The 26158-nt window shown below is 71.3% G+C and carries 27 protein-coding genes and 4 tRNA genes; 8 read left to right on the top strand and 23 right to left on the bottom strand.

Features of this window, described 5'->3' with window-relative positions; all coding sequences use genetic code 11:
• Positions 1 to 51 precede the first annotated feature (51 nt).
• The 3 genes from rplJ to ACH0A8_RS02590 form a co-directional block, all read right to left on the bottom strand.
• On the bottom strand, positions 52 to 567 hold the full coding sequence (gene rplJ, locus ACH0A8_RS02600; protein WP_058727460.1) for a 50S ribosomal protein L10: 516 nt from the start codon (positions 565 to 567) through the stop codon (positions 52 to 54).
• A gap of 266 nt (positions 568 to 833) precedes the next feature.
• Positions 834 to 2282, bottom strand: coding sequence for a cell wall metabolism sensor histidine kinase WalK (locus ACH0A8_RS02595; RefSeq protein ID WP_066655205.1), 1449 nt, complete (start codon positions 2280 to 2282; stop codon positions 834 to 836).
• Positions 2279 to 3019 (bottom strand): response regulator transcription factor, encoded by a 741-nt coding sequence (locus ACH0A8_RS02590; protein ID WP_406906392.1) that lies wholly within the window; start codon positions 3017 to 3019, stop codon positions 2279 to 2281. The genes ACH0A8_RS02595 and ACH0A8_RS02590 overlap by 4 nt, the downstream gene beginning before the upstream one ends.
• Before the next feature lie 167 nt (positions 3020 to 3186).
• Here ACH0A8_RS02590 and ACH0A8_RS02585 point away from each other — a divergent pair, with 167 nt between their 5' ends.
• Genes ACH0A8_RS02585 through ACH0A8_RS02575 form a run of 3 tightly spaced genes read left to right on the top strand, consistent with a single transcriptional unit; the run spans position 3187 to position 6271 of the window.
• A complete protein-coding gene (locus ACH0A8_RS02585) occupies positions 3187 to 4197 on the top strand; it encodes an acyl-CoA dehydrogenase (RefSeq protein ID WP_406906390.1) in 1011 nt (336 codons plus the stop codon).
• A complete protein-coding gene (locus tag ACH0A8_RS02580) occupies positions 4191 to 5543 on the top strand; it encodes a PIG-L family deacetylase (RefSeq protein ID WP_406906389.1) in 1353 nt (450 codons plus the stop codon). The genes ACH0A8_RS02585 and ACH0A8_RS02580 overlap by 7 nt, the downstream gene beginning before the upstream one ends.
• Entirely contained in the window at positions 5540 to 6271 is a 732-nt protein-coding gene (locus tag ACH0A8_RS02575) for a glycosyltransferase family 2 protein (RefSeq protein WP_271825259.1), read from the top strand. Before ACH0A8_RS02580 ends, ACH0A8_RS02575 begins: the two co-directional genes overlap by 4 nt.
• A 145-nt stretch (positions 6272 to 6416) precedes the next feature.
• Here ACH0A8_RS02575 and ACH0A8_RS02570 read toward each other — a convergent pair whose 3' ends face one another.
• From ACH0A8_RS02570 to ACH0A8_RS02545, 6 genes are all read right to left on the bottom strand, one after another.
• Complete coding sequence (locus ACH0A8_RS02570; protein ID WP_406906387.1) at positions 6417 to 7433, bottom strand: biopolymer transporter Tol; 1017 nt, start codon at positions 7431 to 7433, stop codon at positions 6417 to 6419.
• 109 nt (positions 7434 to 7542) lie between these two features.
• Complete coding sequence (locus ACH0A8_RS02565) at positions 7543 to 8370, bottom strand: carbohydrate ABC transporter permease (protein ID WP_235426348.1); 828 nt, start codon at positions 8368 to 8370, stop codon at positions 7543 to 7545.
• Between the two features lie 4 nt (positions 8371 to 8374).
• Complete coding sequence (locus tag ACH0A8_RS02560; protein WP_200884102.1) at positions 8375 to 9370, bottom strand: carbohydrate ABC transporter permease; 996 nt, start codon at positions 9368 to 9370, stop codon at positions 8375 to 8377.
• A 170-nt stretch (positions 9371 to 9540) separates the two neighbouring features.
• Positions 9541 to 10842 (bottom strand): sugar ABC transporter substrate-binding protein, encoded by a 1302-nt coding sequence (locus tag ACH0A8_RS02555; protein WP_209685059.1) that lies wholly within the window; start codon positions 10840 to 10842, stop codon positions 9541 to 9543.
• A gap of 159 nt (positions 10843 to 11001) precedes the next feature.
• Positions 11002 to 12159 carry a Gfo/Idh/MocA family protein gene (locus tag ACH0A8_RS02550; protein WP_066655228.1) on the bottom strand — a complete coding sequence of 386 codons (1158 nt, stop codon included), beginning with the start codon at positions 12157 to 12159 and terminating at the stop codon, positions 11002 to 11004.
• Complete coding sequence (locus ACH0A8_RS02545; RefSeq protein ID WP_066655229.1) at positions 12156 to 12902, bottom strand: sugar phosphate isomerase/epimerase; 747 nt, start codon at positions 12900 to 12902, stop codon at positions 12156 to 12158. Before ACH0A8_RS02545 ends, ACH0A8_RS02550 begins: the two co-directional genes overlap by 4 nt.
• Positions 12903 to 13045: 143 nt before the next feature.
• Here ACH0A8_RS02545 and ACH0A8_RS02540 point away from each other — a divergent pair, with 143 nt between their 5' ends.
• Both ACH0A8_RS02540 and ACH0A8_RS02535 read left to right on the top strand, forming a co-directional pair.
• On the top strand, positions 13046 to 14257 hold the full coding sequence (locus ACH0A8_RS02540) for an ROK family transcriptional regulator (protein WP_066655230.1): 1212 nt from the start codon (positions 13046 to 13048) through the stop codon (positions 14255 to 14257).
• Positions 14258 to 14316: 59 nt separating this feature from the next.
• On the top strand, positions 14317 to 15072 hold the full coding sequence (locus tag ACH0A8_RS02535) for a YqaJ viral recombinase family protein (protein ID WP_066655232.1): 756 nt from the start codon (positions 14317 to 14319) through the stop codon (positions 15070 to 15072).
• Here the strand turns inward: ACH0A8_RS02535 and ACH0A8_RS02530 are convergent.
• The 6 genes from ACH0A8_RS02530 to ACH0A8_RS02505 all read right to left on the bottom strand — a co-directional run bounded on the left by ACH0A8_RS02530 (position 15069) and on the right by ACH0A8_RS02505 (position 18660).
• Positions 15069 to 15677: a Pr6Pr family membrane protein gene (locus ACH0A8_RS02530; RefSeq protein WP_066655235.1), complete on the bottom strand. Its 609-nt coding sequence runs from the start codon at positions 15675 to 15677 to the stop codon at positions 15069 to 15071. The genes ACH0A8_RS02535 and ACH0A8_RS02530 overlap by 4 nt on opposite strands.
• Positions 15678 to 15761: 84 nt before the next feature.
• Positions 15762 to 16451 (bottom strand): 50S ribosomal protein L1, encoded by a 690-nt coding sequence (gene rplA, locus ACH0A8_RS02525; protein WP_066655236.1) that lies wholly within the window; start codon positions 16449 to 16451, stop codon positions 15762 to 15764.
• A gap of 84 nt (positions 16452 to 16535) precedes the next feature.
• Entirely contained in the window at positions 16536 to 16967 is a 432-nt protein-coding gene (gene rplK, locus ACH0A8_RS02520; RefSeq protein WP_017888638.1) for a 50S ribosomal protein L11, read from the bottom strand.
• 122 nt (positions 16968 to 17089) lie between these two features.
• Positions 17090 to 18142, bottom strand: a complete 1053-nt coding sequence (gene nusG / locus ACH0A8_RS02515; RefSeq protein WP_209685055.1) for a transcription termination/antitermination protein NusG — start codon at positions 18140 to 18142, stop codon at positions 17090 to 17092.
• A gap of 146 nt (positions 18143 to 18288) precedes the next feature.
• On the bottom strand, positions 18289 to 18567 hold the full coding sequence (gene secE, locus ACH0A8_RS02510; RefSeq protein ID WP_066658449.1) for a preprotein translocase subunit SecE: 279 nt from the start codon (positions 18565 to 18567) through the stop codon (positions 18289 to 18291).
• Positions 18568 to 18587: 20 nt separating this feature from the next.
• Positions 18588 to 18660 (bottom strand) — tRNA-Trp (locus tag ACH0A8_RS02505).
• 215 nt (positions 18661 to 18875) lie between these two features.
• Between ACH0A8_RS02505 and ACH0A8_RS02500 the strand changes: the two genes are divergently transcribed.
• Complete coding sequence (locus ACH0A8_RS02500) at positions 18876 to 20060, top strand: pyridoxal phosphate-dependent aminotransferase (protein ID WP_066658451.1); 1185 nt, start codon at positions 18876 to 18878, stop codon at positions 20058 to 20060.
• A gap of 118 nt (positions 20061 to 20178) precedes the next feature.
• Here the strand turns inward: ACH0A8_RS02500 and ACH0A8_RS02495 are convergent, their stop codons facing one another.
• The 3 genes from ACH0A8_RS02495 to ACH0A8_RS02485 are packed head-to-tail and all read right to left on the bottom strand — an operon-like array spanning position 20179 to position 22084.
• Entirely contained in the window at positions 20179 to 21216 is a 1038-nt protein-coding gene (locus ACH0A8_RS02495) for a UDP-N-acetylmuramate dehydrogenase (RefSeq protein WP_066658454.1), read from the bottom strand.
• Positions 21213 to 21638, bottom strand: a complete 426-nt coding sequence (locus tag ACH0A8_RS02490; RefSeq protein WP_066655238.1) for a MaoC/PaaZ C-terminal domain-containing protein — start codon at positions 21636 to 21638, stop codon at positions 21213 to 21215. Before ACH0A8_RS02490 ends, ACH0A8_RS02495 begins: the two co-directional genes overlap by 4 nt.
• Positions 21635 to 22084, bottom strand: a complete 450-nt coding sequence (locus ACH0A8_RS02485; RefSeq protein WP_081984962.1) for a MaoC family dehydratase N-terminal domain-containing protein — start codon at positions 22082 to 22084, stop codon at positions 21635 to 21637. The genes ACH0A8_RS02490 and ACH0A8_RS02485 overlap by 4 nt, the downstream gene beginning before the upstream one ends.
• A 119-nt stretch (positions 22085 to 22203) precedes the next feature.
• On the opposite strand from ACH0A8_RS02485, the gene ACH0A8_RS02480 reads away from it, so the two are divergent.
• Complete coding sequence (locus ACH0A8_RS02480) at positions 22204 to 22581, top strand: hypothetical protein (protein ID WP_251159577.1); 378 nt, start codon at positions 22204 to 22206, stop codon at positions 22579 to 22581.
• Between the two features lie 307 nt (positions 22582 to 22888).
• Here the strand turns inward: ACH0A8_RS02480 and ACH0A8_RS02475 are convergent.
• From ACH0A8_RS02475 to ACH0A8_RS02455, 5 genes are all read right to left on the bottom strand, one after another.
• A tRNA-Met gene (locus ACH0A8_RS02475) sits at positions 22889 to 22965 on the bottom strand.
• 32 nt (positions 22966 to 22997) lie between these two features.
• Positions 22998 to 23069: transfer RNA gene (locus ACH0A8_RS02470), tRNA-Thr, on the bottom strand.
• Between the two features lie 92 nt (positions 23070 to 23161).
• On the bottom strand, positions 23162 to 24373 hold the full coding sequence (locus tag ACH0A8_RS02465) for a peptidoglycan DD-metalloendopeptidase family protein (RefSeq protein ID WP_406906382.1): 1212 nt from the start codon (positions 24371 to 24373) through the stop codon (positions 23162 to 23164).
• A 179-nt stretch (positions 24374 to 24552) separates the two neighbouring features.
• Positions 24553 to 25374, bottom strand: a complete 822-nt coding sequence (locus ACH0A8_RS02460) for an inositol monophosphatase family protein (RefSeq protein ID WP_406906381.1) — start codon at positions 25372 to 25374, stop codon at positions 24553 to 24555.
• Positions 25375 to 25461: 87 nt separating this feature from the next.
• A tRNA-Tyr gene (locus tag ACH0A8_RS02455) sits at positions 25462 to 25543 on the bottom strand.
• Positions 25544 to 25661: 118 nt separating this feature from the next.
• Here ACH0A8_RS02455 and ACH0A8_RS02450 point away from each other — a divergent pair.
• Positions 25662 to 26150, top strand: coding sequence for a YajQ family cyclic di-GMP-binding protein (locus ACH0A8_RS02450; RefSeq protein ID WP_066655250.1), 489 nt, complete (start codon positions 25662 to 25664; stop codon positions 26148 to 26150).
• Positions 26151 to 26158: the final 8 nt, after the last annotated feature.

Raw genomic sequence — 26158 nt, 5'->3', positions numbered from 1 at the left:
GATTTTCTCCTACTACTAGCTAGTACGTGTGGTTGATGAACGCGTGCCTGGTCAGGCCGCGGACTCCTGCTTCTCGCGGAGGGCGTCCACGGTGCGGACGGCCTGCGAGAGGGGTGCCTGGAACAGGTACGCAGCACCGAACAGCGAGGCCTTGAAGGCGCCGGCGAGCTTGCCGAGCAGCACTTCGCGGGACTCGAGGTCAGCGAGCTTGTCCACCTCGGTCGCGGTGAGCGGGTTACCGTCGAAGTAACCGCCCTTGACCACGAGCTGAGGGTTCGCCTTGGCGAATGCACGCAGCGACTTCGCGACGGCGACGGTGTCACCGTGGACGAAGGCGAGAGCGGACGGACCGGCGAGCTCGTCGTCGAACGAGGTGATGCCGGAGTTGTTCGCCGCGATCTTGGTCAGCGTGTTCTTCACCACGGCGTACGTGGCGTGCTCACGGATCGAGTTGCGGAGCTCCTTGAGCTGCGCCACCGTGAGACCGCGGTACTCGGTGAGCAGAACGGCGTTCGAGCTCTGGAATGCTTCCGTGAGCTCGGCGACCGCAGCTTCCTTGTTCGCCATGGTTCTCCTTGGGGTTCTTGCCGGCTAGCCCCTGGTCACCACACGAAAAAAGCTCCGGCGCAGAGGCTCGGAGCTGCTCCCCCACGAACGGGAGGAGTGGATCTGAACACCTGCGCTGGCTGCCCCACGAGTGAGGACCTTCGGTCTGTGCGCGAGCGCACAGACGACCGGCGGTCTTTGGCTTCGATGAAGGTACCACAGGATCCGACGGTGACCAAGCGCCGGACGGGAGGCGCGGGGCGGCGCCGCCCCGTTCCTCCAGTCCGTCAAGCGGTCGGCGTCACCGTGCCGGACGCGACCGCCGGCCGCGTGGCCGGCAGGTGCACCGTGAACACCGTGTCGCCGGGTCGGCTCGTGACCGCCACGCTGCCGCCGTGCGCCTGCACGACCGCGTCGACGATGGCCAGGCCGAGGCCCGTCGACCCGGCGCTCCGCGACCGTGAGCTGTCCGCCCGGGCGAACCGTTCGAAGAGCTTCGGCAGGAACTCCGGGTCGATGCCCTGCCCGTCGTCGCGCACGGTCAGGTCGACGCCGTCGGCGCCGGGTGCGAGTCCGACCGTGATGCGGGTCCCCTCCGGGGTGTGCGTCCGCGCGTTCGTCACGAGGTTCACGACCACCTGGTGGAGTCGGGCGGCGTCGCCGGGCACGACCACCGGTTCGTCCGGCACGTCCACCGCGATGACGTGGTCCGGCGACGCGGCGTGGGCGTCGTTGACCGCGTCGAGCACCAGACCGGTCAGGTCGACGTCGGCGAACTGGACCTCGCGGCCCTCGTCGAGGCGGGCGAGCAGGAGCAGGTCCTCGACCATGCTCGTCATGCGCTCCGACTCCGACTCGATCCGGCTCATGGCGTACACGACGTCCGGCGGCAGGTCGGCGCCCATCCGTCGGGTCAGCTCGGCGTACCCGCGGACCGACGCGAGCGGGGTGCGGAGCTCGTGCGAGGCGTCGGCGACGAACTGCCGGACCTTCTGCTCCGAGCGCTCCCGGGCCTGCATGGCGCCCGCGATGTGTCCGAGCATGCGGTTGAAGGCGGTCCCGACCCGGCCGACCTCCGTCCGTGGGTCGGTGTCGGGGACGCGGACGCCGTCGAGTGCGTCGCTCCGTTCGAGCGGCATCCGGGCGACGGACGACGCGGTCTCGGCCACGCGCTCGAGCGGGCGGAGCGAGCGGCGCACCACGACCGCGGCGACCCCGGTCGCTGCGAGCAGGGCGAGGGCGGTGACCACGAGCACCACGCCGAAGAGCTTCCAGACGCTCTCGTACACGGGCGCCATCGGCAGGCCGACGACGAGGACCGCGGACCCGAGCGACACCGCGGTGACCCGGTAGCGGCCGAGGTCGGTGCCCAGGTCGACGGTCTGGGCCGAGCCGTCGACGGTGACGTCCCCGAGCGGCCGCACGGCGGAGGACGCCAGCCGGTCGACGTCGCCGGCGTTGTCGAGCACGCTGCCGACGACGGCGTTGCCGTTCAGGAAGTAGGCCGTCAACGTGCCGGCCGACTGCCCGCTCGGTCGACCGATCTCGAGCCCGGGGCCGCCCGGTCCCTGCTGCTCGACCGACCGCTGGGCGCGCGTCGTCGCGAACGAGAGCTGCTCGTCGATCGCCGCCCGCTGGATCGAGAACAGCGCGATGATGCTGCCCGCCCCGATCACCGTGCTGAGCGCGACGACGATCGCGACGATGCTCAGGACGAGTCGTCGTCGGAGCGTCACGAGGTCGGCTTGATGACGTACCCGACGCCGCGCACCGTGTGGATCATCGGGGTCTCGCCGGCGTCGATCTTCTTGCGCAGGTAGGAGATGTAGATCTCCACGACGGAGCTCTTGCCGCCGAAGTCGTACGACCACACCCGGTCCAGGATCTGCGCCTTGGAGAGCACCCGCCGAGGGTTGCGCATGAGGAAGCGGAGCAGCTCGAACTCGGTCGCCGTGAGCTCGATGGACCGACCGGCGCGGGACACCTCGTACGACTCCTCGTCGAGCACCAGGTCGCCGACGACGATGCGGGAGTCACCGGCCTCCGACACCGAGATCTGCGAGCGACGGATGAGCCCCCGGAGGCGCGCCACGACCTCCTCGAGGGAGAACGGCTTGGTCACGTAGTCGTCGCCGCCGGCGGTCAACCCGGTGACCCGGTCCTCGACGGAGTCCTTCGCGGTGAGGAACAGCACCGGGGTGTCGTCGTTGTTCTGCCGGAGCCGACCGAGCACCTGCAACCCGTCGAGGTCGGGCATCATCACGTCGAGCACCATCGCGTCGGGCTGCCACTCACGGGCCGTGGTGAGGGCCTGCTGACCGCCGTTCGCGCTCCTGACGTCCCAGCCCTCGTAGCGCAGCGCCATCGACAGCAGGTCGGTGAGGCTGGCCTCGTCGTCCACGACGAGGATGCGCAACGGCGTGCCGTCGGCGCGGGTGAGGCGGGGGGCTGCTGCGGGCTGGGAGATCGTCACGTCAACGAGGATCGGTGTGGTTCCTATGAGCCGTCTGTGGGGCAGCCCTCCTCGTCCTGTGGATCGTCCGACCGGTCCCGGGGCTCGTCGACGCTTCCCGAGCAGCCGCCCGGGGAGTCGCCCGTAGCGTCGGCACCATGCTGCGATCCCCGGCCTGGCCTCCGTCCGTGACGGACGTCGACACCGCGGACGTCGAGGCGGCGGCCGGGAGGACCGGCTCGTCCCCGCAGGACCGGCTCGCCTTCGCACGGTGGCTGGCCGACACCGCTCCGCCCCTGTCCGCAGGATCCGCCGGCGGCGCGTTCGCGGCCCTCGCCGCGGTCGCCGCCGCCGACGTCGCGCTCGCCCGCACCGTCGAACCGCACCTCGACGCGCTCGGCATCCTCGCCCAGGCCGGTTCGGCTGCCCCGGAGGGCTCGACCTGGGGCGTCTTCGCGGCCGAGGCGCCGGGGACGACGCTCACCGCGACCCCTGACCCCGCCGCCGGTCCCGACGCCGTCCGGCTCGACGGGACGAAGCCCTGGTGCTCGCTCGCGTCGACGCTCTCGCACGCGCTCGTCACCGCGCACGTCGGTGACGACCGGCAGCTGTTCGCGGTCGACCTGCGACAGGACGGTGTCACGGCGCACGACGATGCCTGGGTCGCGCGCGGGATGCCCGACGTCCCGAGCGGCCCGGTCGACTGCACCGGCGTCCGGGCGACCGCGGTCGGCGCACCCGGCTGGTACCTCACCCGCCCGGGCTTCGCCTGGGGCGGCATCGGCGTCGCGGCCTGCTGGTGGGGCGGAGCCGTCGGCCTCGCCCGGCTGCTGCGGTCCGCCGCGGCGGCCCGACCCGACGCCGAACTGCTCCGGGCAGCGCTCGGCGCGACGGTCCTCGACCTCGCCGACGCCGAGGACGCCCTGGCGACCGCCGCCGCCCGGATCGACGCAGCCGGGTCGGACGACGACACCGACTGGTCGCTCGTGGCGCAGGTCACGCGGTCGCGGGTCCGTCGCGCGGTCGACGCCGTGTCGCAGCGCGTCGTCGCGACGCTCGGCCCCGCCCCGCTGACGAGCGACCCCGCGGTCGCCGCACGGGTCGCCGACCTCGGGCTCTACGTGCTGCAGGACCACGGGGAGCGCGACCTCGCCCGGGTCGGACGCATCGTCACCGAACGCGGCGGTGTCGCGTGGTGAGCTTCGACCACCGCGAACCCGGGACCGATCCCGCGGCGTGGACGGCGTTCCTCCGCTCGGTGCCCGCGGTGCCGGTCGACCTGCGCGGTGTCGGCTCGGTGGTCGTCGTCGCGCCGCACCCCGACGACGAGACCCTCGGCGCCGGTGGCCTGATCGCGACGGCCGCGGACGCCGGCATCCCCGTCCACGTGCTGCTCGTCACCCGCGGCGAGCGCTCGCACCCGGACTCCCCCACGGTGACACCCGCCGAGCTCGCGCCCCGTCGCGCCGCCGAGTTCCGGGCCGCGCTGCGCGTGCTGCACCCGACGGCCGGCGCGACCGAGCTCGACGTGCCCGACGGCGCGGTGCGGGAACACGTCGACGTGCTGCGCGCCGCACTCGAGCACCGTCTCGCCGGGGCGCCGCGTCCGACGCTCGTCGTCGCGCCCTGGCGCGGGGACGGACACCGCGACCACCGGATCGCCGGCGAGGTCGCGGAGCAGGTGGTCGACGCGACGCCGGGCACCGACCTGCTCGCGTACCCGGTGTGGGCCTGGCACTGGGACGACCCGGCTGCTCCGACCGCACCGTGGGACCGGGCCCGCACGCTCACCCTCGACGCGGACGTCCGTGACCGGAAGGCCCGGGCGCTGGCCGCCTACCCGTCGCAGACGCTGCCGTTGTCGGCAGCACCCGGGGACGAGGCGATCGTCGACGACCGTCACGCGGCGCACCACCTGCGGGTCGAGGAGTGGCTGTTCGCGCCGGTGCGGTCGCGCTCCGGGGACTCCTTCGACGCGCACTACGCGCGGAAGCCCGAGGGGTGGGACTTCGACGGCTCCTGGTACGAGCAACGGAAGCGCGCCGTCACCCTGGCCGCACTCCCCCGCCCCCGCTTCCGGTCGGCGCTCGAGCTCGGCTGCGCGACCGGCGTGCTCACCGCGGCCCTCACCGAGCGCGCGGACGCGGTCCTCGGCACGGACGTCGCTGCCGCCGCGATCGAGCGGGCGGAGCGACGGGCACCGGGCGCCCGGTTCGAGACCGCCGCGTTCCCCGCCGAGTGGCCGGACGGCCGGTGGGACCTGGTGGTGCTCTCGGAGGTCGGCTACTACCTGTCGCCGGACGACCTCGACCGCACCCTCGACCGGGTGCTCGAGACGCTCGACGACGACGGCGTGCTCGTCGCCTGCCACTGGCGCCACCCGGACGACGACGCGGTGACCGACGGCGACACCGTGGACGCGCGGCTGGCCACCCGCTGGCCGCGGCCCGCACTCGTCCGGCACGTCGAGGAGGACTTCGTGCTCAGTGTGCTGCCGGGACCCGCCGTCACCTCGGTCGCCCGGGCCGAGGGGCTCGTCCGGTGAGCGCCACCCGCATCGACGTCGTCGTCCCGGTGCACGACGAGGAGACCTCCGTCCGCTCCGCCCTCGACGCACTGGCGACCGCCGTCACGTCACTCCACGACGCGCACCCGTCGACCCGGGCCGCCGTGACGCTCGTCCTCGACGGCTGCACGGACGGCACGGCCGACATCGTCGAGACGGCGCGGCAGGCGGACCCCGTGTGGCGGACGGGTCGCCTGCACGTCAGGACCTCGGCGCGCGTCGGCGTGGGTCGCGCACGGGCACTCGGCACCGCGCACGCGAGGACCCTCGCCCGGGCGACCCCGCCCGGCCGGCACTGGTTCGCGCACACCGACGCCGACTCGCGCGTCCACCCGGACTGGCTCGTGCAGCAGGTGGACGCCCTGCTCGCCGGAGCGCACCTGCTCGTCGGCGCGGTCGTCCCCGACCCGGACGACCTCGACCCCGCGGTGCTCGACCGCTGGCGGGCGGCACACCCGCCCGGAGCGACCATCGGGCACGTGCACGGCGCGAACCTCGGCGTGCGGGCGGACGCCGACACCGCGTTGGGCGGCTTCGACCCCGTGCCCGAGCACGAGGACGTCCGACTGGTGGACCGGGCACGGGCACTCGGGCTCGACGTCCGGGCGACGACCGAGCTCCCGGTGGTCACGAGCGGACGCTTCGCCGGCCGGACCCCCGGTGGGTACGCGGAGCACCTCCGTCGCACCTACGGCGACGCCGGCTGACCCGCCCCTCCGGCCCCCGCCCGCCCCTTCCGCGGAACGCAACGTCGGCGGCTGCCCGCACGGCGACACCGCTGCGAGCAGTCGCCGACGTTGCGTCGTGCGGTGCGGGTCCACGCGCAGACTCCCGCGGAGCGGCTCGACGCGCTCAGGTGACGGGGTAGTCGCAGTACGCGAACCAGCGCGAGTCGGGCGACCACGGCGGGACGTTGACCGTCCCCTGGCCGCCGTCGAGCGCGACGAGGGTCTCGGGCACGACGGCGATCCGCGCGCCCCGGGCCAGGACCCCGGGCAGCAACCGCAGCTCGACCCGGTGGTCGGCGGGGTGCCCCTGCACGCCGGGGCCGTACGACAGGTAGAGCAGGTGCGCGCCGTCCGGGGACAGGTGCGGGAACCAGTTCACGCGGTCGTCGGCGGTGATCTGCACGGGACCGCCCGCACCGCCGTCGCCCACACCGCCGTCGCCCGCAGCGCCGTCGCCCGCTGCGCCGTCGCCCGCTGCGCCGTCGCGGGCCCCGAGCCGGAGCGACGCGAGCTGCGCGGTGCCCGGTGTGAAGCGCTCGGTGTTGAACAGGACGGTGGCACCGTTCGGCGTGATCGCGCACCCGTCGTCCGGGTGGGGGTCCCGCGTGAGGAAGGTCGTGTCGCCGGACGCTGCGTCGACGAGGGCGACGTCGGTCGTCCAGACCCCCTCCGGCGTGCGCTCCCCCACGATCGCCGCGAGGGCCGAGCCGTCGGGGGCGATGCCGTGCAGGTAGTACTTCCGGACGATCGGCAGCACCGCGGCGGTGTCGGTGATGCGGGCCGCCGACCCGCCCTCGGGCAGCGGGACCCGGTACAGCTCGCCATCGCGGGCGCTCACCACCACGGAGTCGCCACCGGGGTCGAGCACGTGGTCGTTGTTGATCTCGTCCACGCCCGGCATCGGCACGCGGACGAGAGCGGTCTCATCGAGCACCGTGTCGCTGCCCGTCGCCGGCGGGGTCAGGAGCCAGAGGTCCCCGTCCCCGTTCAGCACGAGCGTGCCGTCGTCGCGCACGTTCGGCGCCTCGACGAGCACCCGGTCCGACGAGAACACGAGCCTCGACGTCCGGGTCTCGACGTCGTACACGTGCACCCGGCTGCTCTGCCCCGGCAGCAGCTGCCGTCCTCGCGTCCCCGTCATCTGTCCATCCTGTCGCATCGGACCACGCACCGATGAGACTCGGCCCGGGTAGGCCAGCCGGGCCGGGCCAGCCGGGCCAGCCGAGCCCGGCCGGGCCGGCCGGGAGCGCCTACTTCACCGCACCCGCGGTCAGACCGGCCACGAACTGGCGCTGCACGATGAGGAACGCCACCACGACCGGGATCGAGACGACGAGCGACGCCGCCATGATCTGGTTCCAGTACACGTTCGTCTGCGTGGAGTACTGCTGCAGACCGTTCGCGAGCAGCTGCCCGTCGCCGTTCGTCATCACCGAGGCGAAGAGGACCTCGCCCCACGCGGTCATGAACGAGTAGATGCCGACCGCGACGAGCCCGGGTCGCGCCGAGGGCAGGATGACCCGGAACAGCGCGCCCATCGGGCCGGAGCCGTCGACCATCGCGGCCTCGTCGAGCTCCCGCGGGATCGTCTCGAAGTACCCGGACAGCATCCAGATCGAGAACGGCAGCGTGAACGTCAGGTAGGTGATGATCAGGCCGAGCCACGACCCGACGAGCTGGATGCCGAGCGCGTTGCCGAGGTTCGTGAAGATGAGGAACAGCGGCAGCAGGAACAGCACGCCCGGGAACATCTGGGTGGAGAGCACCGCCGTGGTGAAGGTGCTCTTGCCCTTGAAGTTCCAGCGCGAGACACCGTACGCGGCGAACGTGGCGATGATCAGCGAGAACAGCGTCGCGATCGTGCAGACCACGAGCGAGTTCACGAAGTACTTCGCCAGCGGCACCGTCGACCACATGTCGATGAACGGCTGGAGGGTGATGTTGGTCGGGATCCACGTGAAGTTGTCCTGCACGTCGCCGAGCGGCTTCATCGCCGTGGTGATCATCACGTAGAGCGGGACGACCGTGAACAACGTCAACAGGACGATCGTGACGACCTTGAAGGACTTGGCGCCCATTGTTTCACGCACGGACGGACCTCCGGTTGGTCACGGCCAGGTAGATGCCCGTGACGATGAGCAGGAAGATGAGGAGCAGCACGCTCATCGCGGCGCCGGAACCGAAGTTCCAGGTGATGAACGACGCGTTGTAGATGTGGAAGCTGAGCAGGTCGGCGGCCGGCGGCTGCGCGGTCGAGCCGAACAGCACGTACGGCGTGTTGAAGTCGTTGAACGTCCAGAGGAACATCACGAGCACGAGCGTCACGTTGACCGGGCGGACCATCGGCAGCGTGATGGAGCGCCACTGGCGGAAGGGCTTCGCACCGTCCACCGACGCGGCCTCGTACACGTCGTTCGGCACCGACTGCAGGCCCGCCATGAGCATGAGGAACGCGAACGGCCAGGTCTTCCAGATCGCGACGACGACGACCGAGACGAACGCGTTCGAGCCGATCAGCCAGAACGGTCCCTGCCCACCGAAGAGTCCGAGCTGGTCGACGAGGACGTGGTTCACGGCACCCGAGTCCCGCTGGAACATGAACTTCCAGGTGATGATGCCGGCGTACATCGGCAGCGCGTACGGCACGAGGAAGAGCGTGCGGAAGAGCCCGCGGCCCTTGAAGGGCTTCTGCAGCGCGACCGCCGCAGCCATGCCGAAGGTCCACGCCAGCGCGACGACGATGACCGTGTAGCCGCAGGTGATGAGGAACGAGTTGAGGACGCCCTTGCCGATGGCCTGGTCGAAGTCGATGGCGACCGAGTAGTTCCGCAGCCCGGCGAAGGGCGCGGCTCCCCAGTTCGCGATGAAGTACTTGGTGAGCTGGACGAACGAGATCCAGATGCCGGTGAGCATCGGCACGATGTGGATGAGCAGCTCGAAGAGGACCGCCGGCGCGACGAGCGCGTACGGCAGCCAGTGGCGCTTCGGCTTCCGGCCCGGCTGCGGCCCCGACAGGGTCGGTGCCTTCGTGTGGGTCAGGTCGATGCGCTCGGAGTCGGGCAGGACCGAGGTGGTCATGGGTGGGGGCCTTCCGGCAGGAGGGGGATCGGTGCTTCGCGCGGGTCCGTGGCAGCGGACGGGAGGCGCGGCGTGCGTGAGCCGATGCGCTCACCCCCGGCGCGGGGCCGGGTGTGGAGGGGCGAGGCCCGGGGCGCGTCCTGCGGACGCACCCCGGGCCTCCCGGCCGACTAGCCGACCGACTGCGAGACCTGGTCCTGCGCGGTCTGCAGGGCCGTCTTGATGTCGCTGTCGGACACCGTGCCGCCGGTGGCGATCTTGGCGAACATGTCGTTCATCGCCTTGCCGACGGTCGACTCGAACTGGTCCTCGGCGGGCACCAGCGGGAGCGGCTTCGCCTTGTTGTTGTAGATGTCGAGGAACGTCTTCGTCTGCTCGTCGGAGACCGAGTCGGCAGCCGAGGCGAGCACCGGCAGGGCCGAGTACGGCTTGTCGAGCGTCGTCTGGGTGTCCTCGCTCGTCATGTACTTGACGAACTTCAGCGCACCGTCCTTGTTCTTCGTGTTCTTGAAGATCGACAGGTTGATGCCGGCGGGGAAGGAGGCGATGTCCTTCGCGCCCTCGGGTGCCGGGAAGGGCACCACGCCGAAGTCGTCGGCGGACATGCCGTTCGACGTGATCGTGGCGTTGGCGTTGTTCTGCGTCAGCATCATCGCGGCCTTCTTGTTCGCGAAGTCCGACACCGCCTGCGTGCCGTTGTCGTACTGCGCGTTCGAGGTGTTGACCGCCTTGTCGGACTGCATCAGGTCGAGGTAGCGCTTGATGCCGTCGACGTTCGCCTTCTGGGTGAAGGTCGGGTTGCCGTCCTCGTCGAACCACTCGCCGCCGTTCTGCGCCGAGTTGATGAAGGCGAAGTGCGCGTTCTCGGTGTACGAGCCACCGGCGATGGTGAAGCCGTACTTGCCGTCGGTGGTGAGCTTCTTCGCGTCGGCGGTCAGCTCCTCCCACGTGGTGGGTGCCTCGAGGCCGGCGTCCTTGAACATCTGCTTGTTGTAGTACAGGCCGTAGGCGAGGCCGTAGAGCGGGACGCTCGTGACGGTCTTGCCCGGAGCACCACCGGTGGACAGCGCGACCTTGCCGAACTTGTCGGCACCGCCGATCGCCTCCATCTCCGAGTCACCGAACTCCTGGAAGGCGCCGGTGGCCTGGAGCGACGTCGCCCAGGTGTTGCCGATGTTGACCACGTCCGGGCCCTGGCCCGAGGTGACGGCGGTGGTGATCTTCGTCTGCAGGTCGTTCCAGCCGATGACCTGGAGGTCCACCTTGATCCCGGTCTCCTTGGTGAACTTCTCGAGGACGGGGGTGAGCACCTCCTTGTCGTTCTGCAGGGACGTGCCCTGGTTGGACGCCCAGTACGTGAGCGTCTTCGAGTCGCCGGAGGAACCGGACGACCCGGAGGAGCAGGCCGCCAGGCCGGTCACGGTGAGTGCCGCGGCCGCGGTGATGGCCAGTGCGCGGATGGCAGTGCGCATGACTCTCTACTTTCTCGTCGTTGAGATGGTGCGAAGGGGTGTACATGTCGGGTGCTGCTGTGTGCGTGCCGGTCGACGTCGCCGTCACCGGCGTGCGGGGTCGTCCCGATGCCCTGCCCGGGTGTGCCGTCGTCCGCGGACGGACGCCGGCGCGTCCGGTCAGGACAGGGTCGACTCCGCGGGGTCCCAGCCCTCGGGGAGGGTCGGGGAGGGTGCGACGGTGCTCTCCACGAGCACCGTCTCACCACGTTCTGCCGCCTCGGCGATGGAGACCATCACGTCGAGGACGTGGAAGGCGAGGTCGCCGGGGACCCGGTTCTCCTCACCCGCACGGAGGGAGCGGGCCAGGTCGACCACGCCCGTCCCCCGCGAGTAGGTGGACCCGACGGCGGGGATCGTCTCGGGCTCGTCGGCGCCGAGCACGTACAGCTCGGTGTCGCCGTCGAAGTCGTTCGGGTCCGGGAACACGACGGTCCCCGTCTCCCCCGCGATCTCGACGAAGCCGGTGCGGCCACGGTCGGACTCGAACGAGAACACGCTCTGCGCGCTCCCGCCGTCCTCGAACTGGATCAGCGCCGAGTGGTTCGTCGGCACGTCGACGGGGAACTCCGTCCCGGCCTTCGGACCCGAGCCGATCGTGCGGGTGGCACGGGACTTCGAGGCGGTGGCGGTGACCTTCGCGACGGGTCCGAACGCCTGCACCAGGGTGGTGATGTAGTACGGGCCGATGTCGAACAGCGGGCCGGCGCCGTCCGCGAACAGGAACTCGGGGCTCGGGTGCCACGACTCCGGGCCGGGGCTCTGGAAGAGCGTCAGACCGTTCAGCGGCGTGCCGATCCGACCGTCGCGGATCGTCCGGAGGGCGGTCTGCAGTCCGGCGCCGAGGAACGTGTCCGGCGCGACGCTGACGGTCCTGCCGGCGGCGCGCGCCGCGTCCCGGAGCTCGGCCGCGCTGGAACGGTCGAGCGCGTAGGGCTTCTCGCCCCAGACGTGCTTGCCCGCGGCGAGGGCGCGGAGGGCGACCTCGACGTGCGCGGCCGGGATGGTCAGGTTCACGACGATCTCGACGTCGTCGTCGGCGAGGAGCTCCTCCACCGATCCCGATCCGGCGACGCCCCACTTCTCGGCCTGGGCGGCGGCACGTGCCTCGTCGATGTCGGCGATGAACCGGACCTCGACGTCGGGGAAGACCGTGAGGTTCGACAGGTACTGGTCGGAGATGACCCCGGCCCCGATGACGCCGACCCCGACCGGGCCGGTGCGGCGCGCGGCGTCGTCGGACTGCTGCGCGCCCGCCGCGGTCGTCGTGTCGGTCATGCGCGGACCCCCTGCAGGAACGTGTACGAGTCGGCGACGGCCTGGAACACGTCGCCCTCGTGGCCGTCGAGCTCGACGACGTGCTGGGCGTCCGGCGCCGCGGCGACGATGTCGCGGATCGGCATGACGCCGTTGCCCACCGCGACCTGCTTCTCGTCGTCGTGCGAGCCGTCGCCGTCCTTGACGTGCAGGAACTGCACCTTGTCGCCGTACTTGCCGAGGATCGCGACCGGGTCGTCGCCACCGACCGTCACCCAGTAGGTGTCGAGCTCGAGGACGACGTCGTCGGACAGCGCGTCGGCGAAGACCTCGTAGGCGCTCACGCCGTCGATGCGGTTCGAGAACTCGAACGCGTGGTTGTGGTAGCCGAGCACGAGTCCGTGGTCGGCGGCGCGGGGAGCCAGTGCGCTGAGTTCGCGGGCGACGGCCTCGACGTCCTCGCGGGTCGTCCAGCGGGCCTCGTCGATGTGCGGGTCGATGAGCGTCCCCAGCCCGACCGTGACGCTGGCGTGGAGGATGCGCTCGAGGTCCTGCTCCCCGGCGTCCAGCAGACGGGCGTGGCCGCTCGGTGCCTGCAGGCCAGCGGCCGCCAGGGCGTCGCGCAGTTCCTCGGCGCGGTCGACGAAGCCGAAGGCCTCGACGTTCGTGTAGCCGATCGACGCGATGCGCTGGAGCGTGCCCGGCAGGTCCGCCGAGAGGGCGTCCCGCACCGTGTAGAGCTGGACCGACAGGGGTTGTGTCACCAGGGGTTCTCCTCGTCGAGATGGTGGATCGTCAGTGATCGAGCGTCACACTATGGCCGCTTCTGTCGGCGGTCAAGCAGAAGTTGCGAAGTCCTCGACAGTCTTCGTTGCGTGGCGCGTTCGATGTGTGCTTCACTCCCGACATGATCGACTTCACCCGGACGGCAGCGTCGCCGCCGGTCGGAGCGAGCGAACTCTTCCAGATCCTCCGCGACGGTGTGCCGCGGACCCGGGCGGAGCTCGCCGCCCTGACGGGACTCGCACGCTCGACGATCGCCGTGCGCCTGGACGCCCTCGTCGACGTGGGGCTCGTGGGCCCCGTCGAGACCGCCGCGTCGACCGGCGGCCGTCCCCCCGCCCAGGTCGCCCTCGTCCCGCGCGCACGCCTCGTCGTGGCCGCCGACCTCGGTGCCTCGCACGGGCGGGTCGCCGTGACCGACCTCGTCGGGGCCCCGCTCGCGACGCGGGAGGCCGCGATCGACATCGCCGCCGGCCCGGTCCCCACCCTCACGTGGCTGGTCGAGACCGTCGACGAACTGCTCGACGAGGTCGGTCGGCGGCGCGACGACGTCGTCGCGATCGGCATCGGCGTCCCCGGCCCGGTCGAGTTCTCCACCGGGCGCCCGGCGAACCCGCCGATCATGCCAGGCTGGGACGGCTTCGACGTCCCCGGCTGGTTGCGCGGCCACGTCGCCGCGCACGTGCTGGTCGACAACGACGTGAACATCGCCGCGCTCGGCGAACGGGCGTACGGCTGGCCGGACCTGGACCACCTGTTGTTCGTGAAGGTCGCGACCGGCATCGGCTCGGGCATCGTCTCCGACGGGCAGCTCCGCCGGGGCGCGCAGGGCACGGCGGGCGACATCGGTCACGTGCGCGTGTCCCGCGCGGGCGACGTGCCGTGCCACTGCGGCAACACCGGCTGCCTCGAGGCCGTCGCCTCCGGCCCGGCAATCGCCCGCGCCCTGCGGGCGAAGGGCCACGACGTGCACACCAGCGGCGACGTCATCGACCTGGTGAACCGGTCGGAACTCGACGCGATCGGGGCCGTCCGACAGGCCGGCCGGGACATCGGCGAGGTCCTCGCGACCTGTGTCTCGCTCGTCAACCCGTCCGTGATCACGCTCGGCGGCTCCATCACCCGTGCCGGGGAGCACCTGCTCGCCGGTGTCCGCGAGGTCGTCTACGCCCGCTCGATGCCCCTCGCCACCGAGCACCTCGTGATCGCGCAGTCCCGTGCGGGCTCCGTCGCCGCCCTGCAGGGCGCAGCCGTGCTCGCCCTCGACTACGCGCTCTCCCCCGCCGGCGTCGACGAGCTCGTCGCCCCCGCCGAGGGCCGTCAGCTCGTCTCCTGAGGGCGGACGCCGCGCGCGTCGGTTCGCGCCGTGTCGGCCCGCGGGGTGACAATCGTCCGGTGACGATCGTGCAGCCCACCCTGTGGGGCGACCTGGACCCCGGTCTGGAGGCCCTCCCCGCCTCCGCCGCGCCGGCCACGTCCGCCGTGCGGTCGGCTGCACGCGACGCTGCTCCCGTCGGTCGTCCTGCCGCGGGCCCGCGGTCCGCGCCCGGTGGCCACGACGCGTTCACCGCGCTCCGCGGGCACACCGAGCGGATCGTCGCGCACTCGTCCGACCGGGTGGCGTGGCTCCGCGCCCGCGCGATGGGCATCACCGCGACCGACGTCGCACGGCTCGCGTCGCTGCGCGCGGTCGAGACCGTCGTCGCCGAGAAGCGGTACGGCTCCCGGTTCTCGGGCAACGCCTGGACCGAGCACGGCAAGGACCGTGAGCCCGTGATCGCCGCCTGGGTCGCGGCCACGCACGGCATCGAGCCGTCGGCCCACCTCTTCCACGCGAGCACGAACCGCGCGCACCTGGCGACCCCCGACGGCGTCGGCCACGACGCGTCGGACCGACTCGTGCTCGCCGAGATCAAGACCACGGGCAAGGGCTGGCGGAGCATCCCCCGGCACTACCTGCGCCAGGTCTGGTGGCAGCAGTACGTCCTGGGGGCCGACCGCACCCTGTTCGTGTGGGAGCGCCACGACGACTTCGTGCCCGTCGCCGACGAACCCGAGTGCCGGTGGGTCGACCGCGACGACGACCAGATCCGCGGGCTCGTCCAGCTCGCGGACCTCGTGCTCGACAAGCTCCGGACGTTCCGGGTCTAGACCCGCAGCAGACGCAGCCGGCTCATCCCCACCACGAGGATCCCCATGAGCCCGATGAACACCGCGACGCCGAGGCAGTACAGCGCCACGACGCCGTAGCCCTGCGCAGGGTCCAGGAACGGGTACGGGACCCACCCGTCGGTCGCGCCGCGGACGAGCACCACGACGAGCCAGACCGCCGGGTAGACCAGGAACCACCAGACGTGCCGGAGGAGCAGCCGCGCCCGGTCGGAGAACACCAGCCAGTCGAGCACGGCGTACAGCGGGATCACCTTGTGCAGCACGTCGTTCGACCACGGCACCGTGTTCGACACCGAGGCCCCGACGAGCAGCGTGTTGTAGACGACGCCCGTCGTGGCGATGTACACCGTCGCCGCACCCCGGAACCCGGTGAGCAGCAGGTTGCTGCGCTGCCGTCGCGCTGCTGCCACCAGGGTCAGCGCGAAAGCCACCGCGACGATGAGGTTCGACTGGATCGTGAAGTAGCCGAAGAAGTTCCAGAACAGGTAGTCCGGCGTCCGGGAGGTCACGAGCCACTGCGCGAGGACCGCAGCGACGACCGCGATCACGGCGACGAGCCGGAGGGAGTTCACGAGGGTCCGCACGAGGCCACGGTATCCGGTCGGACCCCCGGGAACGCAGGAGGACCCGCACCGATCGGTGCGGGTCCTCTTGGCCTGATCAGTCGATCAGATGGCGTTGACGTCGAGCGGGATGCCCGGTCCGAACGTCGTCGAGACGGCGCCCTTCATGATGTAGCGGCCCTTCGACGCGGACGGCTTGAGGCGGACGATCTCCTCGAGCGCGGCCGAGATGTTCTCGTCGAGCTGCTCCGGCGTGAACGAGGCCTTGCCGACGACGAAGTGCACGTTGGCGTGCTTGTCGACGCGGAACTCGATCTTGCCGCCCTTGATGTCGTTGACGGCCTGCGCCACGTTCGGGGTCACGGTGCCGGTCTTCGGGTTGGGCATGAGGCCACGCGGGCCGAGCACCTTGCCGAGACGACCGACCTTGCCCATGAGCTCCGGCGTCGCGACGGCGGAGTCGAACGCGGTGTAGCCCTCGGCCACCTTCGCGATGAGCTCGTCGCCACCGACCTCGTCGGCACCGGCGGCGATGGCGGCCTCGGCCGCAGCGCCCACGGCGAAGACGATGACGCGGGCGGTCTTGCCCGTGCCGTGCGGCAGGATGACCGTGCCGCGGACCATCTGGTCGGCCTTGCGCGGGTCGACGCCGAGCTTCAGCGCGACCTCGACCGTGGAGTCGGTCTTCGCCGAGCCGGTCTCCTTCGCGAGGGCGACTGCCTCGGTCGGGGTGTAGAACTTGTCGGCCTCGATCTTCGCGGCCGCGGCCTGGTAGGCCTTGGACTTCTTCGCCATGGTGTTCTCCTCAGGAGCTACGTGGTTGACGAGCCGGCGAGGCTCTCCCACGGAAAGGGGTCGGGGTGTGTGGGGCGCTGAGGCTTACGCCTCGACCGTGATGCCCATCGAACGAGCGGTGCCGGCGATGATCTTCGCGGCCTGCTCGATGTCGTTGGCGTTCAGGTCGGCCTGCTTGGTCTCGGCGATCTGACGGACCTGGTCCATCGAGATCTTCGCGACCTTGACCGTGTGCGGGGTCGAGGACCCCTTCTGCACACCCGCGGCCTTCTTGATCAGCTCTGCGGCCGGCGGGGTCTTGAGGACGAACGTGAACGAACGGTCCTCGTAGACGGTGATCTCGACCGGCACGACGTTCCCGCGCTGCGACTCGGTCGCGGCGTTGTACGCCTTGCAGAACTCCATGATGTTCACGCCGTGCTGACCGAGCGCAGGACCGATCGGCGGGGCCGGGTTGGCGGCGCCCGCGTTGATCTGCAGCTTGATGAGGCCCGTGACCTTCTTCTTCGGTGCCATGTTGTGCTTCCTCCTGGAATCGAACGCACGGGGATCCGTGCACTCTCCCGCTGGCCCGGCGGATCCGGACCGCGGTGAAGCCCCGCATGCCACAGCACGCGGGGCCAAACCTCAGTAGCTTACTACAGCTTGGTGACCTGGTCGAAGCTGAGCTCGACCGGGGTCTCGCGCTCGAACAGCGAGACGAGGACGGTGAGCTTGCCGCTCTCCGGCTTGATCTCGGAGATCGAACCCGGCAGGCCCGCGAACGAGCCTTCCTTGATGGTGATCGTCTCGCCGATCTCGAAGTCGACCTCGGCCTGCGGCTGCGCCTGTGCGGCACCGCCGGACTTCGCGCCACCCTTGGTCGGTGCGGCCTCGGCGACCTGCACGAGCGACTTCAGCATGCCGAACGCCTCGTCGAAGCGGAGCGGCGTCGGGTTGTGGGCGTTGCCGACGAAGCCGGTGACACCGGGGGTGTGGCGGACGACCGACCACGAGTCCTCGTTGAGGTCCATGCGGACGAGCACGTACGAGGGGATCCGGACGCGGGTGACCAGCTTGCGCTGCCCGTTCTTGATCTCGACGACGTCCTCCATCGGGACCTCGACCTGGTAGATCGAGTCCTCCATCGACATCGAGATCATGCGGTTCTCGATGTTCGACTTCACGCGGCGCTCGAAGCCCGCGTAGGAGTGGATGACGTACCACTTGCCCGGCTTCATCCGCAGTTCGGCCTTGAAGGCGTCGTACGGGTCGACCTCGGCGGGCTCGTCGTCGACCTCGTCGGCGTCGAGGGCCTCGTCCGCGGCGAGCGTCTCGTTCGCCTCGGCTGCGGAGGCGTCCTCGAGCTCGGTCTCCTCCTCGTCCTCGACCGCCTCGACGGCGGCCTCGGCCTCGTCGGCGGAGTCGATGTCGAGCGCGTCGTCGACGACGGCGTCGGCCTCGGGGTCGCGGGACTCGGCCAGCGCCGTGAGCGCCTCGTCGATGGAGGTGTCCACCGTGCCGTCGTCCGGCTCGTCGCTCGTCCCGAGGGACTCGGCGTCCTCGTCCTCGACGGAGATCGCACGCTCCTCGGCGGACTCGACCGAACGGCCCTCGGCGGTCTCGACGTCGCCTTCCTGGTTCTCCTCGACCTCGGAGGACTGCTCGGCAGCCGTGGCGAGGTCGATGTCGTCGCGGGAGTAGTCAGACACTGCGGTTCTTTCCGTTCGGTGGTGCGGATCGGGTGAGTGGCCGGAGCGGTTCGCGTCCGTCGCCGTCTCGGGCGACCGTACTCCTGTCGGGGTCCGGCCAGGTGAACGGACGCAGCAGACCAGCCGTCAGGCCGGTCGGCGACGGGTCAGGCCGTGGGACCGTTGCCGAAGACGTAACCGACGCCGAGACCGAAGACGAAGTCGAGGATCGACACCAGGATCATCATCACGACGACGAAGACGAGCACGACGCCGGTGTAGCTGAAGAGCTCCTTGCGGGTCGGCGTGACGACCTTGCGGAGTTCGCCGATGACCTGGCGAATGAAGAGGACGACGGCAGCGATCGGGCCACCACGCTGAGCACGGTCGGCCTTGGCCTTCGCGACGACGTCGTCCGCCGTCGTCTCCATGTCCTTGCTCGCCACCTTCACACCTTCCAGACTTGCAGGGCGGACAGGACTCGAACCTGCAACCTGCGGTTTTGGAGACCGCTGCTCTACCAATTGAGCCACCGCCCTGTAGGGGTCGGAACCCCCTGGGGCACGTCCCGTCACCGTTCCGTGCGCCGGTGGTCGAGTGTACGGGAGTCCGTCACACGCTGTCCACTCGGCCGCTCCCCCCGGCGTGCCGCGCCGGTAGGCTGGCGGCCGTGAGCACCGCAGCCCCCGGCCCCGAGTCCACCGCCCCCGAGACCGCGACGGACTCCGTCGCCGCGACCTCCGACCGTCCGCGCATCGCGTCGCGCATCGCCGCGATCGCCGAGTCCGCGACGCTCAAGGTCGATGCGAAGGCCAAGGCGCTCAAGGCCGCCGGTCGTCCGGTGATCTCGTTCGCGGCGGGCGAGCCGGACTTCGCGACGCCGCAGCACGTGGTCGACGCCGCCGTCCTGGCCGTCCAGGACCCCGCGAACCACCGCTACACGCCGGCGACGGGCCTGCCCGAGCTCAAGCGGGCGATCGCCGAGAAGACCGCTCGCGAGTCCGGCGTCACCGTCGACCCGTCGCAGGTCATCGTCACCAACGGCGGGAAGCAGGCCGTCTACCAGGCGTTCCAGACCATCGTGGACGAGGGCGACGAGGTCCTGCTGCCCGCTCCCTACTGGACCACCTACCCCGAGGCGATCCGCCTGGCCGGCGGCGTCCCGGTCGAGGTCTTCGCGGGCAGCGACCAGGACTACCTCGTCACGGTCGAGCAGCTCGAGGCAGCGCGCACGCCGAGGACCAAGGCGCTGCTGTTCTGCTCGCCGTCGAACCCCACCGGCTCGGTGTACTCGGCCGAGCAGACGAAGGCCATCGGCGAGTGGGCGCTCGAGCACGGCATCTGGGTGGTCAGCGACGAGATCTACCAGGACCTGGTCTACGACGACGTCGCCTTCACGGGCATCCTCGACGCGGTGCCGGCCCTCGCCGACACCACGATCCTCGTCAACGGCGTCGCGAAGACGTACGCCATGACCGGGTGGCGCGTCGGGTGGTCCATCGGCCCGGCCGACGCCGTGAAGGCCGCGTCCAACCTGCAGTCGCACCTGTCGTCGAACGTGGCGAACGTGTCGCAGCGTGCCGCGATCGCAGCCCTCACCGGCCCGCAGGAGCCCGTCGCGGCGATGCGCGAGGCGTTCGACCGCCGCCGTCGCGCCATCGTCGAGGGGCTCAACGCGATCCCGGGCTTCGTCACCCCGACCCCGAAGGGCGCCTTCTACGTCTACCCCGACGTCACGGCGCTCCTCGGCCGCGAGTGGGCGGGGTCGACCCCGACGACCACGCTCGAGCTCGCGGACCTGATCCTCGAGCACGCCGAGGTCGCGGTCGTCCCGGGCGAGGCCTTCGGTCCCTCCGGCTACATCCGGATGTCCTACGCGCTCGGCGACGACGACATCGCCGAGGGCGTCCGGCGGCTGGCGGCGTTCTTCTCCGCGTAGCCCCCTCCGCAGCACGCAACGTGGGCGGTTCCGCGCAGCGCTTGACCGCTGCGCGGAGCCGCCCACGTTGCGTCTCGCGAGACTGCGACGGCCGGGAGGCGCGGCGACCGTCCGGTGGTCAGCTCGCGCCGAGCAGGTCCCCCACCACGACCGGCTCCGGGACCAGCGAGACGCCGAAGCGGTTCAGGACGGTCACCTGGACGTACCGCGCGAGCTCGGCGACCTGGGCTGCGGTGGCACCCCCACGGTTGGTCAGCGCCAGGGTGTGCTTCGACGAGATCGCGGCGTGCGACCCGGGGACCGTGTACCCGCGGTGCACCCCCGCGTGCTCGATGAGCCACGCGGCGCTGAGCTTCACGTCGTCGCCGGCCGGCCAACGAGGGGCCTCCGGCGGCAGCGTCTCGGCGAACCCGGCCGACACGATCGGGTTCGTGAAGAACGAGCCGGCGCTCCACGTGTCCGGGTCGGCGTCGTCGAGCACCATCCCCTTGGACGACCGCAGGCGCAGCACCGTCGTCCGGATGGTCATCGGGTCCACCGGGGTGCCGAGCTCGACGCCGAGCGAGCCGGCCAGCTGGGCGTAGCGGACGGGCACGCCCTCGACCACGGTGGCGCCGAGCCGGAACTCGACCGTCAGCACCACGCCTCGTCGCCCGTGCTTGAGCGTCGAGGTGCGGTAGCCGAGCGCCAGCTCGGCCGCGTCCACCCACGCGCGTTCCCCCGTCGACGCGTCGAGGAACTCGATGCGGGAGAGCACGTCGGAGAGCTCGACCCCGTAGGCGCCGATGTTCTGCACGGGGGCGGCACCGACCGTGCCCGGGATGCCGCTGAGTGCCTCCAGGCCGGTCCAACCGTTCTCGACGGTCGTCGCGACGAACCGGTCCCACGGTTCACCGGCCGCGACGCGGACGGTGACGCCGTCCTCGTCGGGCTCGGCGTCGACACCGCGCGTCCGGACGAGCACGACGGTGCCGGCGAAGCCGTCGTCGGCGACGAGCAGGTTGCTGCCGCCACCGACGACGAGCCACTCGTCGTCCTGCCACGCGGTGTGCGCGTGCGCGACGAGCTCGTCGGTCGTGTCCGCGACCAGGAGCGTCGCCGCAGGACCTCCGACGCGGAACGTGGTGAGGTCGGCGAGTCGCGTCGACACGGTCAGCGGAACACCACCGTGACCTGCGCCTTGCCGAGCACGGTCTGCCCGGCGGCGGTCACGGTGAGGTCGATGCGCTGCGGACGCCCCTGGTCGTCGACGGTGCCGACCTTCGCGACGACGCCGACGGTCGCGCCCTGCTCGGGGTCGACGACGACGGGGCGGGTGAAACGGACGCCGTAGCGCTGGACCCAGCCGCGGTCGCCGAGCCACTCGGCAACGGGCTGGACGGCGAGCCCCATCGTCAGCATGCCGTGCGCGAGCACGCCGGGGAGCCCGACGGAGGCGGCGACGTCGTCGCGGTAGTGGATCGGGTTGAAGTCGCCCGAGGCGCCGGCGTAGCGGACGAGCGCGTCGCGGGTGAGGTGGACCTCGCGCTCGGCGACGACGGTGCCGACCTCGAGCGCGGTGGCGGGTGCGGTGGTCATGCGTCGTCTCCTCGGACCACGAGGGTGGAGGTCGCGGTGACGACGTGCTCCCCCGAGGCGTCCTGCATCGTGCTCTCGGCGGTCACCATGGCGTTGCCGCCGAGGGTCTTCACGCTGGTGACGGTGAGCGTGGCGGTCAGCTCGTCGCCCGCGACGATCGGCCGGTCGTAGGTGAAGGACTGCTCACCGTGCACGACACGGGAGAAGTCGATGCCGGCGTCCGGCTCGGCCAGGAGCTGGGCGAGCGTCGCCTCCTGCACGACGACGGCGAAGGTCGGCGGGGCGACCACGTCGGTGTAGCCGGCGGCACGGGCGGCGTCGGGCTCGTGGTGGATCGGGTTCGTCGCGAACACGGCACGCGAGAACTCGCGCACCTTCTCACGACCGACCAGGTAGGGCTGGGCCGGCGGGAACGTCCTGCCGACGAGCTCGGGGTTCACTGACACGCGTGGGAGTCTACCGAGCACGCTCGACACACGCCCTCTCCCTGAGCATGCATCGGCTATGCTCGCCGCACGGTGTCCGGGGGGACGCCGGGTACGACTCCGGGGACGGGGAGGGACTCATGGAGCACACGACGCAGTACGCGGTCCACACGGGCGACCGGTGCACCGCCATGGAGGTCGCCGGCGCGGCACTCCGACAGACCGGGCACCGGGTCGAGTCGACCGGGGGCACGATCACCGCGACGATCGGCAACCGGCTGCTGACGATCCTGCTCGGCGCCCTCGTGCACCCGGCGCGGGAGTTCCGGCGGTACGAGCTCTCGACGACCGTCACGGGGACGTCGACCACGATCACGCTCCGGCACGCCCAGCACGCCACGGCGGTGTCCGGGGGCGGCATCGGCGCGGGGCGTCGGCGGAGCGCCCGGCAGCAGGTGGAGGCGACGCTCGAACGGGCCCTCCGGGGGGCGGGCGTGCTGACCACTCCCCCGCGCTGAGCCGCGACCGCGGAACGTCACAGCGCGGCAGGGGCGGGCACACCCGGCGAGAACGGGCGCGCCTGATGAGGACAGTCGTACCTGGCGAGAACGGGCGTACCTGGTCTGCCAGGAACCCTCGGCATGCTCGATCCCACTCGGTACAGCGCCCGCGATGGGAAGGATCGGGCGGAGCGACGGGCCTCGGATCAGACCGATGACGCCCCGAGCCGACGCGCCCCGAGCCGACGTGCCTCGAGACCGACGCAGCCCGGGAACGACGCGCCCCGGGAACGACGAAAGCCCGGCGAACTGGCCGCCGGGCCTGTGGTAGCGAGGACGGGACTTGAACCCGTGACCCCACGATTATGAGTCGTGTGCTCTAACCAACTGAGCTACCCCGCCGGAGATCCGGAGCGACAACAGCTCCGGGTCGGAGCCCCGAGTCAGGATTGAACTGACGACCCCTTCCTTACCATGGAAGTGCTCTACCACTGAGCTATCGGGGCGAGTGCCGCTCGGCGGCACCAGACGAGCGTAGCAGACGTGCGACGGTGGTCGGGAACCGGACGTGTCGCCCGGGCGTGCCGCCGCTCCTCCGCTAGTTCGCGTTGGCGCGGAGCCAGGTCAGCGGGTCCACCGGGACGCCACCGACGTGGATCTCCAGGTGCAGGTGCGGGCCGGTCGAGTTGCCGGTCGACCCGACCTCGCCGAGTTCGTCGCCGACGGCGACCTCCTGCCCGGTGACGACCTTGAACGTGCCGTCCTTCATGTGGCCGTACACGCTGACGAACTGCTTGCCGTCGACGTCGTGCTGCACCCACACGTCGTTGCCGAAGCCGCCGTCGTGCGCCTGCACCTTGATGACCGTGCCCGCGGCGACGGAGCGGATCGGGGTCCCCTCACCCGGGGCGAAGTCGACGCCCATGTGGTTCGTCGAGCAGAACGAGCAGCCCTCGACCTGACGACCGCCGAAGCCCGACGTGATCGGCACCCCGGTCAGGAACGGCCACTGGATCGAGCCGTTCGGGTCGTTCGAGAAGGACGACGCGTCGACGTTCTTGTACTGCGTGGCGGACGTCACCGAGTACTGGTCGCGGGTGGTCTCGGCGTCCACGGCACCGTTGCCCACGCTGAGGGACTGTGCTCCGCCGGTGGCGGTGGCGCGAGCCGTGGTCGTGTCCGCCGGCGGCACCCAGAGCGCCTGCGCCGGCAGCGACGTCGACACGACCAGCCCGGCGGCGAACAGCAGTGCGCCGACGGCGGTGACCCGCGAGGCGTTCCGGCGGAAGGCGTCACCGCGCGTGCTGCCCGTGGACACCGACGACGCCGAGGCGCTGCTGATGTGTCGGGTCGCACGGTCGACGCGGACGGCCGTGGCGGTGCGCCGTGCACGGCCGCGGCCGGCCTCCGGAGCCCTGCCGCCGGACGTCGGGGCGGTCGCGGGACGTCGCGCTCCCGACGGACGGACCGCATCGACGACCGGGGTCGGGGCGCGCGAGGCGTCCGCCGCCGGTGCGACGTCGGGCGAGACCGGCGCGGGCGGCGTGACCGCTCCGGCGGACGGTGCCGGCCGGACCGGTGAGGCCGGCGCGAGGTCGATCGGTGAGACCGGGGCTGCGGGCGTCGTCGGGGCGACGAGCTCGTCGAACGACGGCGCGTCGACCGGGGACTGCGGAGCCGCTGCGGAGCGCGGGGTGCTGGTCGCAGCCGCTCGACGCTCGGCCTCGATGCGTGCGCGTCGCGTCAGGTGCACGACCGGCTCGGTCTCGGTGCGGGTGGGCGTCTGCGCAGTCGTGGAGGCGTGGGGCATGTGTTCGAGGCTGATCCTGATCGGGGCACGGGGCGCTCGTGTGTAACGAGCAGATAACGGGACTGGAGCACGCTAGCAGGGGCCGTCGCGCACCGCCAGTCGTCTGCACGACCGTGCACCGTCCGCGAGCGGTGCCCCACCGGACCCTGCCGACGCCCGGCGAGTGCGCCTCCGGGCCGTCAGTCGGCGAGCACCTCGGACTCGAGCCGACGGACCAGGGACTCCAGCTGGTCGGCGACGGCGGGGGCCGCGAACAGGAAGGAGCGCGTGCCGCCGGCCTCCCAGATCCGGACGCTCGCTCCGGCCTCGGCGGCGACGAGCGACCCCGCCGCCATGTCCCACGGGTTGATGCCGCGCTCGTAGTACGCGTCGACGGTGCCGGCCCCGACCGCGCAGCAGTCGAGCGACGCCGCTCCCGCGCGACGGACGTCCCGCACCTCGCCGATCAGGCCGGCCAGCACCGCGACCTGCTCACGCCGACGGTCGGCGGTGTAGCCGAAGCCCGTCGCGACGAGCGTCTCCGCGAGGGACGACGGGGTCGACACGCGGAGCGGGACGCCGTCGCGTGTCGCACCCTCGCCGGACACCGCCCGGAACACGGTGCCGGTCGCCGGCGCCACGACGATCCCCGCGAGCGCCTCCCACTGCGTCGGGTCCGCGCTCCCCCGCACGACGCCGATGCTCACCCCGTACTGCTCACTGCCGTAGAGGTAGTTGACCGTGCCGTCGATCGGGTCGACCACCCAGGTGATCCCCGTGGACCCGGCACCGGAGCCGGACTCCTCGCCGTGGAAGGCGTCGTCGGGACGCGCCTCGGCGATCCGCGTGCGGATGAGGTCCTCGACCTCGCGGTCGGCAGCCGTGACGACGTCGACGATGCTCGACTTCCGGTCGGCGACCTCGACCCCCTCCGCTCGTCGGCGGGCCGCGAGCGCTGCTGCCTCACGGGCGATCGACTCGGCGAGGTCGGCGAACTGGGCGGGAGCGAGACTGTCGGGCATGGCACCAGCCTGCCGGATCACGCCCCGGAAGGACGCCAGGCCGGGAACGGCAACAGCCCCGTCCGGATCGGACGGGGCTGCTCGCTGTGGCAAGTGAGGGATTCGAACCCCCGAAGGCTACGCCGGCTGATTTACAGTCAGATCCCTTTGGCCGCTTGGGTAACTTGCCGTGTGCGCACCCGACCGGTGTGGTCACCAACCGAAGGCGCGCTGAAGAGCATACCGGACGTCGGAGGGTGCTCGTGACCACCGAACCGGGATCCCGTCGCGCCGTTAGGCTGTCCCGCATGGCAGACAGTTCCTTCGACGTGGTCAGCAAGGTCGACAAGATGGAGGCGGAGAACGCCCTCAACCAGGCCGCCAAGGAGATCGAGCAGCGGTACGACTTCAAGGGCGCCGACGCCTCGATCGCGTTCAGCGGCGAGGACGTCCTCATCAAGGCGAACTCCGAGGAGCGCGCCAAGGCCGTCCTCGACGTGCTGCAGACCAAGGCGATCAAGCGGAACATCTCGTTGAAGAGCCTGGACGCCGGAGACCCGTACCCCTCGGGCAAGGAGTACCGCATCGAGGTGAAGTTCAAGAACGGCATCGAGCAGGACGTCGCCAAGAAGATCGGCGCGTTCCTCCGCGCGAACGCCCCGAAGAGCGTGAAGAGCCAGATCCAGGGCGACGAGCTCCGCGTCTCCTCCAAGAGCCGCGACGACCTGCAGAACACGATCCAGCTCCTCAAGGGTGAAGAGTTCGACGTGCCGCTGCAGTTCATCAACTTCCGCTAGCGCCGCGC

Source organism: Curtobacterium sp. 179-B 9B NHS, assembly GCF_045370965.1.
Lineage (GTDB): Bacteria > Actinomycetota > Actinomycetes > Actinomycetales > Microbacteriaceae > Curtobacterium.
The sequence above is the reverse complement of the archived record's forward strand: the minus strand, read 5'-3'. Positions and strand labels throughout refer to the sequence as shown.

Coding starts and splice junctions, on each gene's coding strand:
- ACH0A8_RS02560 (WP_200884102.1), bottom strand. CDS start 9,370: ATGACCACCTCGGTCCTGCCCGACTCCGAGCGCATCGACCTGACCCAC.
- rplA (WP_066655236.1), bottom strand. CDS start 16,451: ATGGCGAAGAAGTCCAAGGCCTACCAGGCCGCGGCCGCGAAGATCGAG.
- ACH0A8_RS02450 (WP_066655250.1), top strand. CDS start 25,662: ATGGCAGACAGTTCCTTCGACGTGGTCAGCAAGGTCGACAAGATGGAG.
- ACH0A8_RS02550 (WP_066655228.1), bottom strand. CDS start 12,159: ATGACCGACACGACGACCGCGGCGGGCGCGCAGCAGTCCGACGACGCC.
- ACH0A8_RS02465 (WP_406906382.1), bottom strand. CDS start 24,373: ATGCCCCACGCCTCCACGACTGCGCAGACGCCCACCCGCACCGAGACC.
- ACH0A8_RS02480 (WP_251159577.1), top strand. CDS start 22,204: ATGGAGCACACGACGCAGTACGCGGTCCACACGGGCGACCGGTGCACC.
- ACH0A8_RS02570 (WP_406906387.1), bottom strand. CDS start 7,433: ATGACGGGGACGCGAGGACGGCAGCTGCTGCCGGGGCAGAGCAGCCGG.
- rplJ (WP_058727460.1), bottom strand. CDS start 567: ATGGCGAACAAGGAAGCTGCGGTCGCCGAGCTCACGGAAGCATTCCAG.
- ACH0A8_RS02490 (WP_066655238.1), bottom strand. CDS start 21,638: ATGACCACCGCACCCGCCACCGCGCTCGAGGTCGGCACCGTCGTCGCC.
- ACH0A8_RS02540 (WP_066655230.1), top strand. CDS start 13,046: ATGATCGACTTCACCCGGACGGCAGCGTCGCCGCCGGTCGGAGCGAGC.
- ACH0A8_RS02565 (WP_235426348.1), bottom strand. CDS start 8,370: ATGGGCGCCAAGTCCTTCAAGGTCGTCACGATCGTCCTGTTGACGTTG.
- rplK (WP_017888638.1), bottom strand. CDS start 16,967: ATGGCACCGAAGAAGAAGGTCACGGGCCTCATCAAGCTGCAGATCAAC.
- ACH0A8_RS02460 (WP_406906381.1), bottom strand. CDS start 25,374: ATGCCCGACAGTCTCGCTCCCGCCCAGTTCGCCGACCTCGCCGAGTCG.
- ACH0A8_RS02555 (WP_209685059.1), bottom strand. CDS start 10,842: ATGCGCACTGCCATCCGCGCACTGGCCATCACCGCGGCCGCGGCACTC.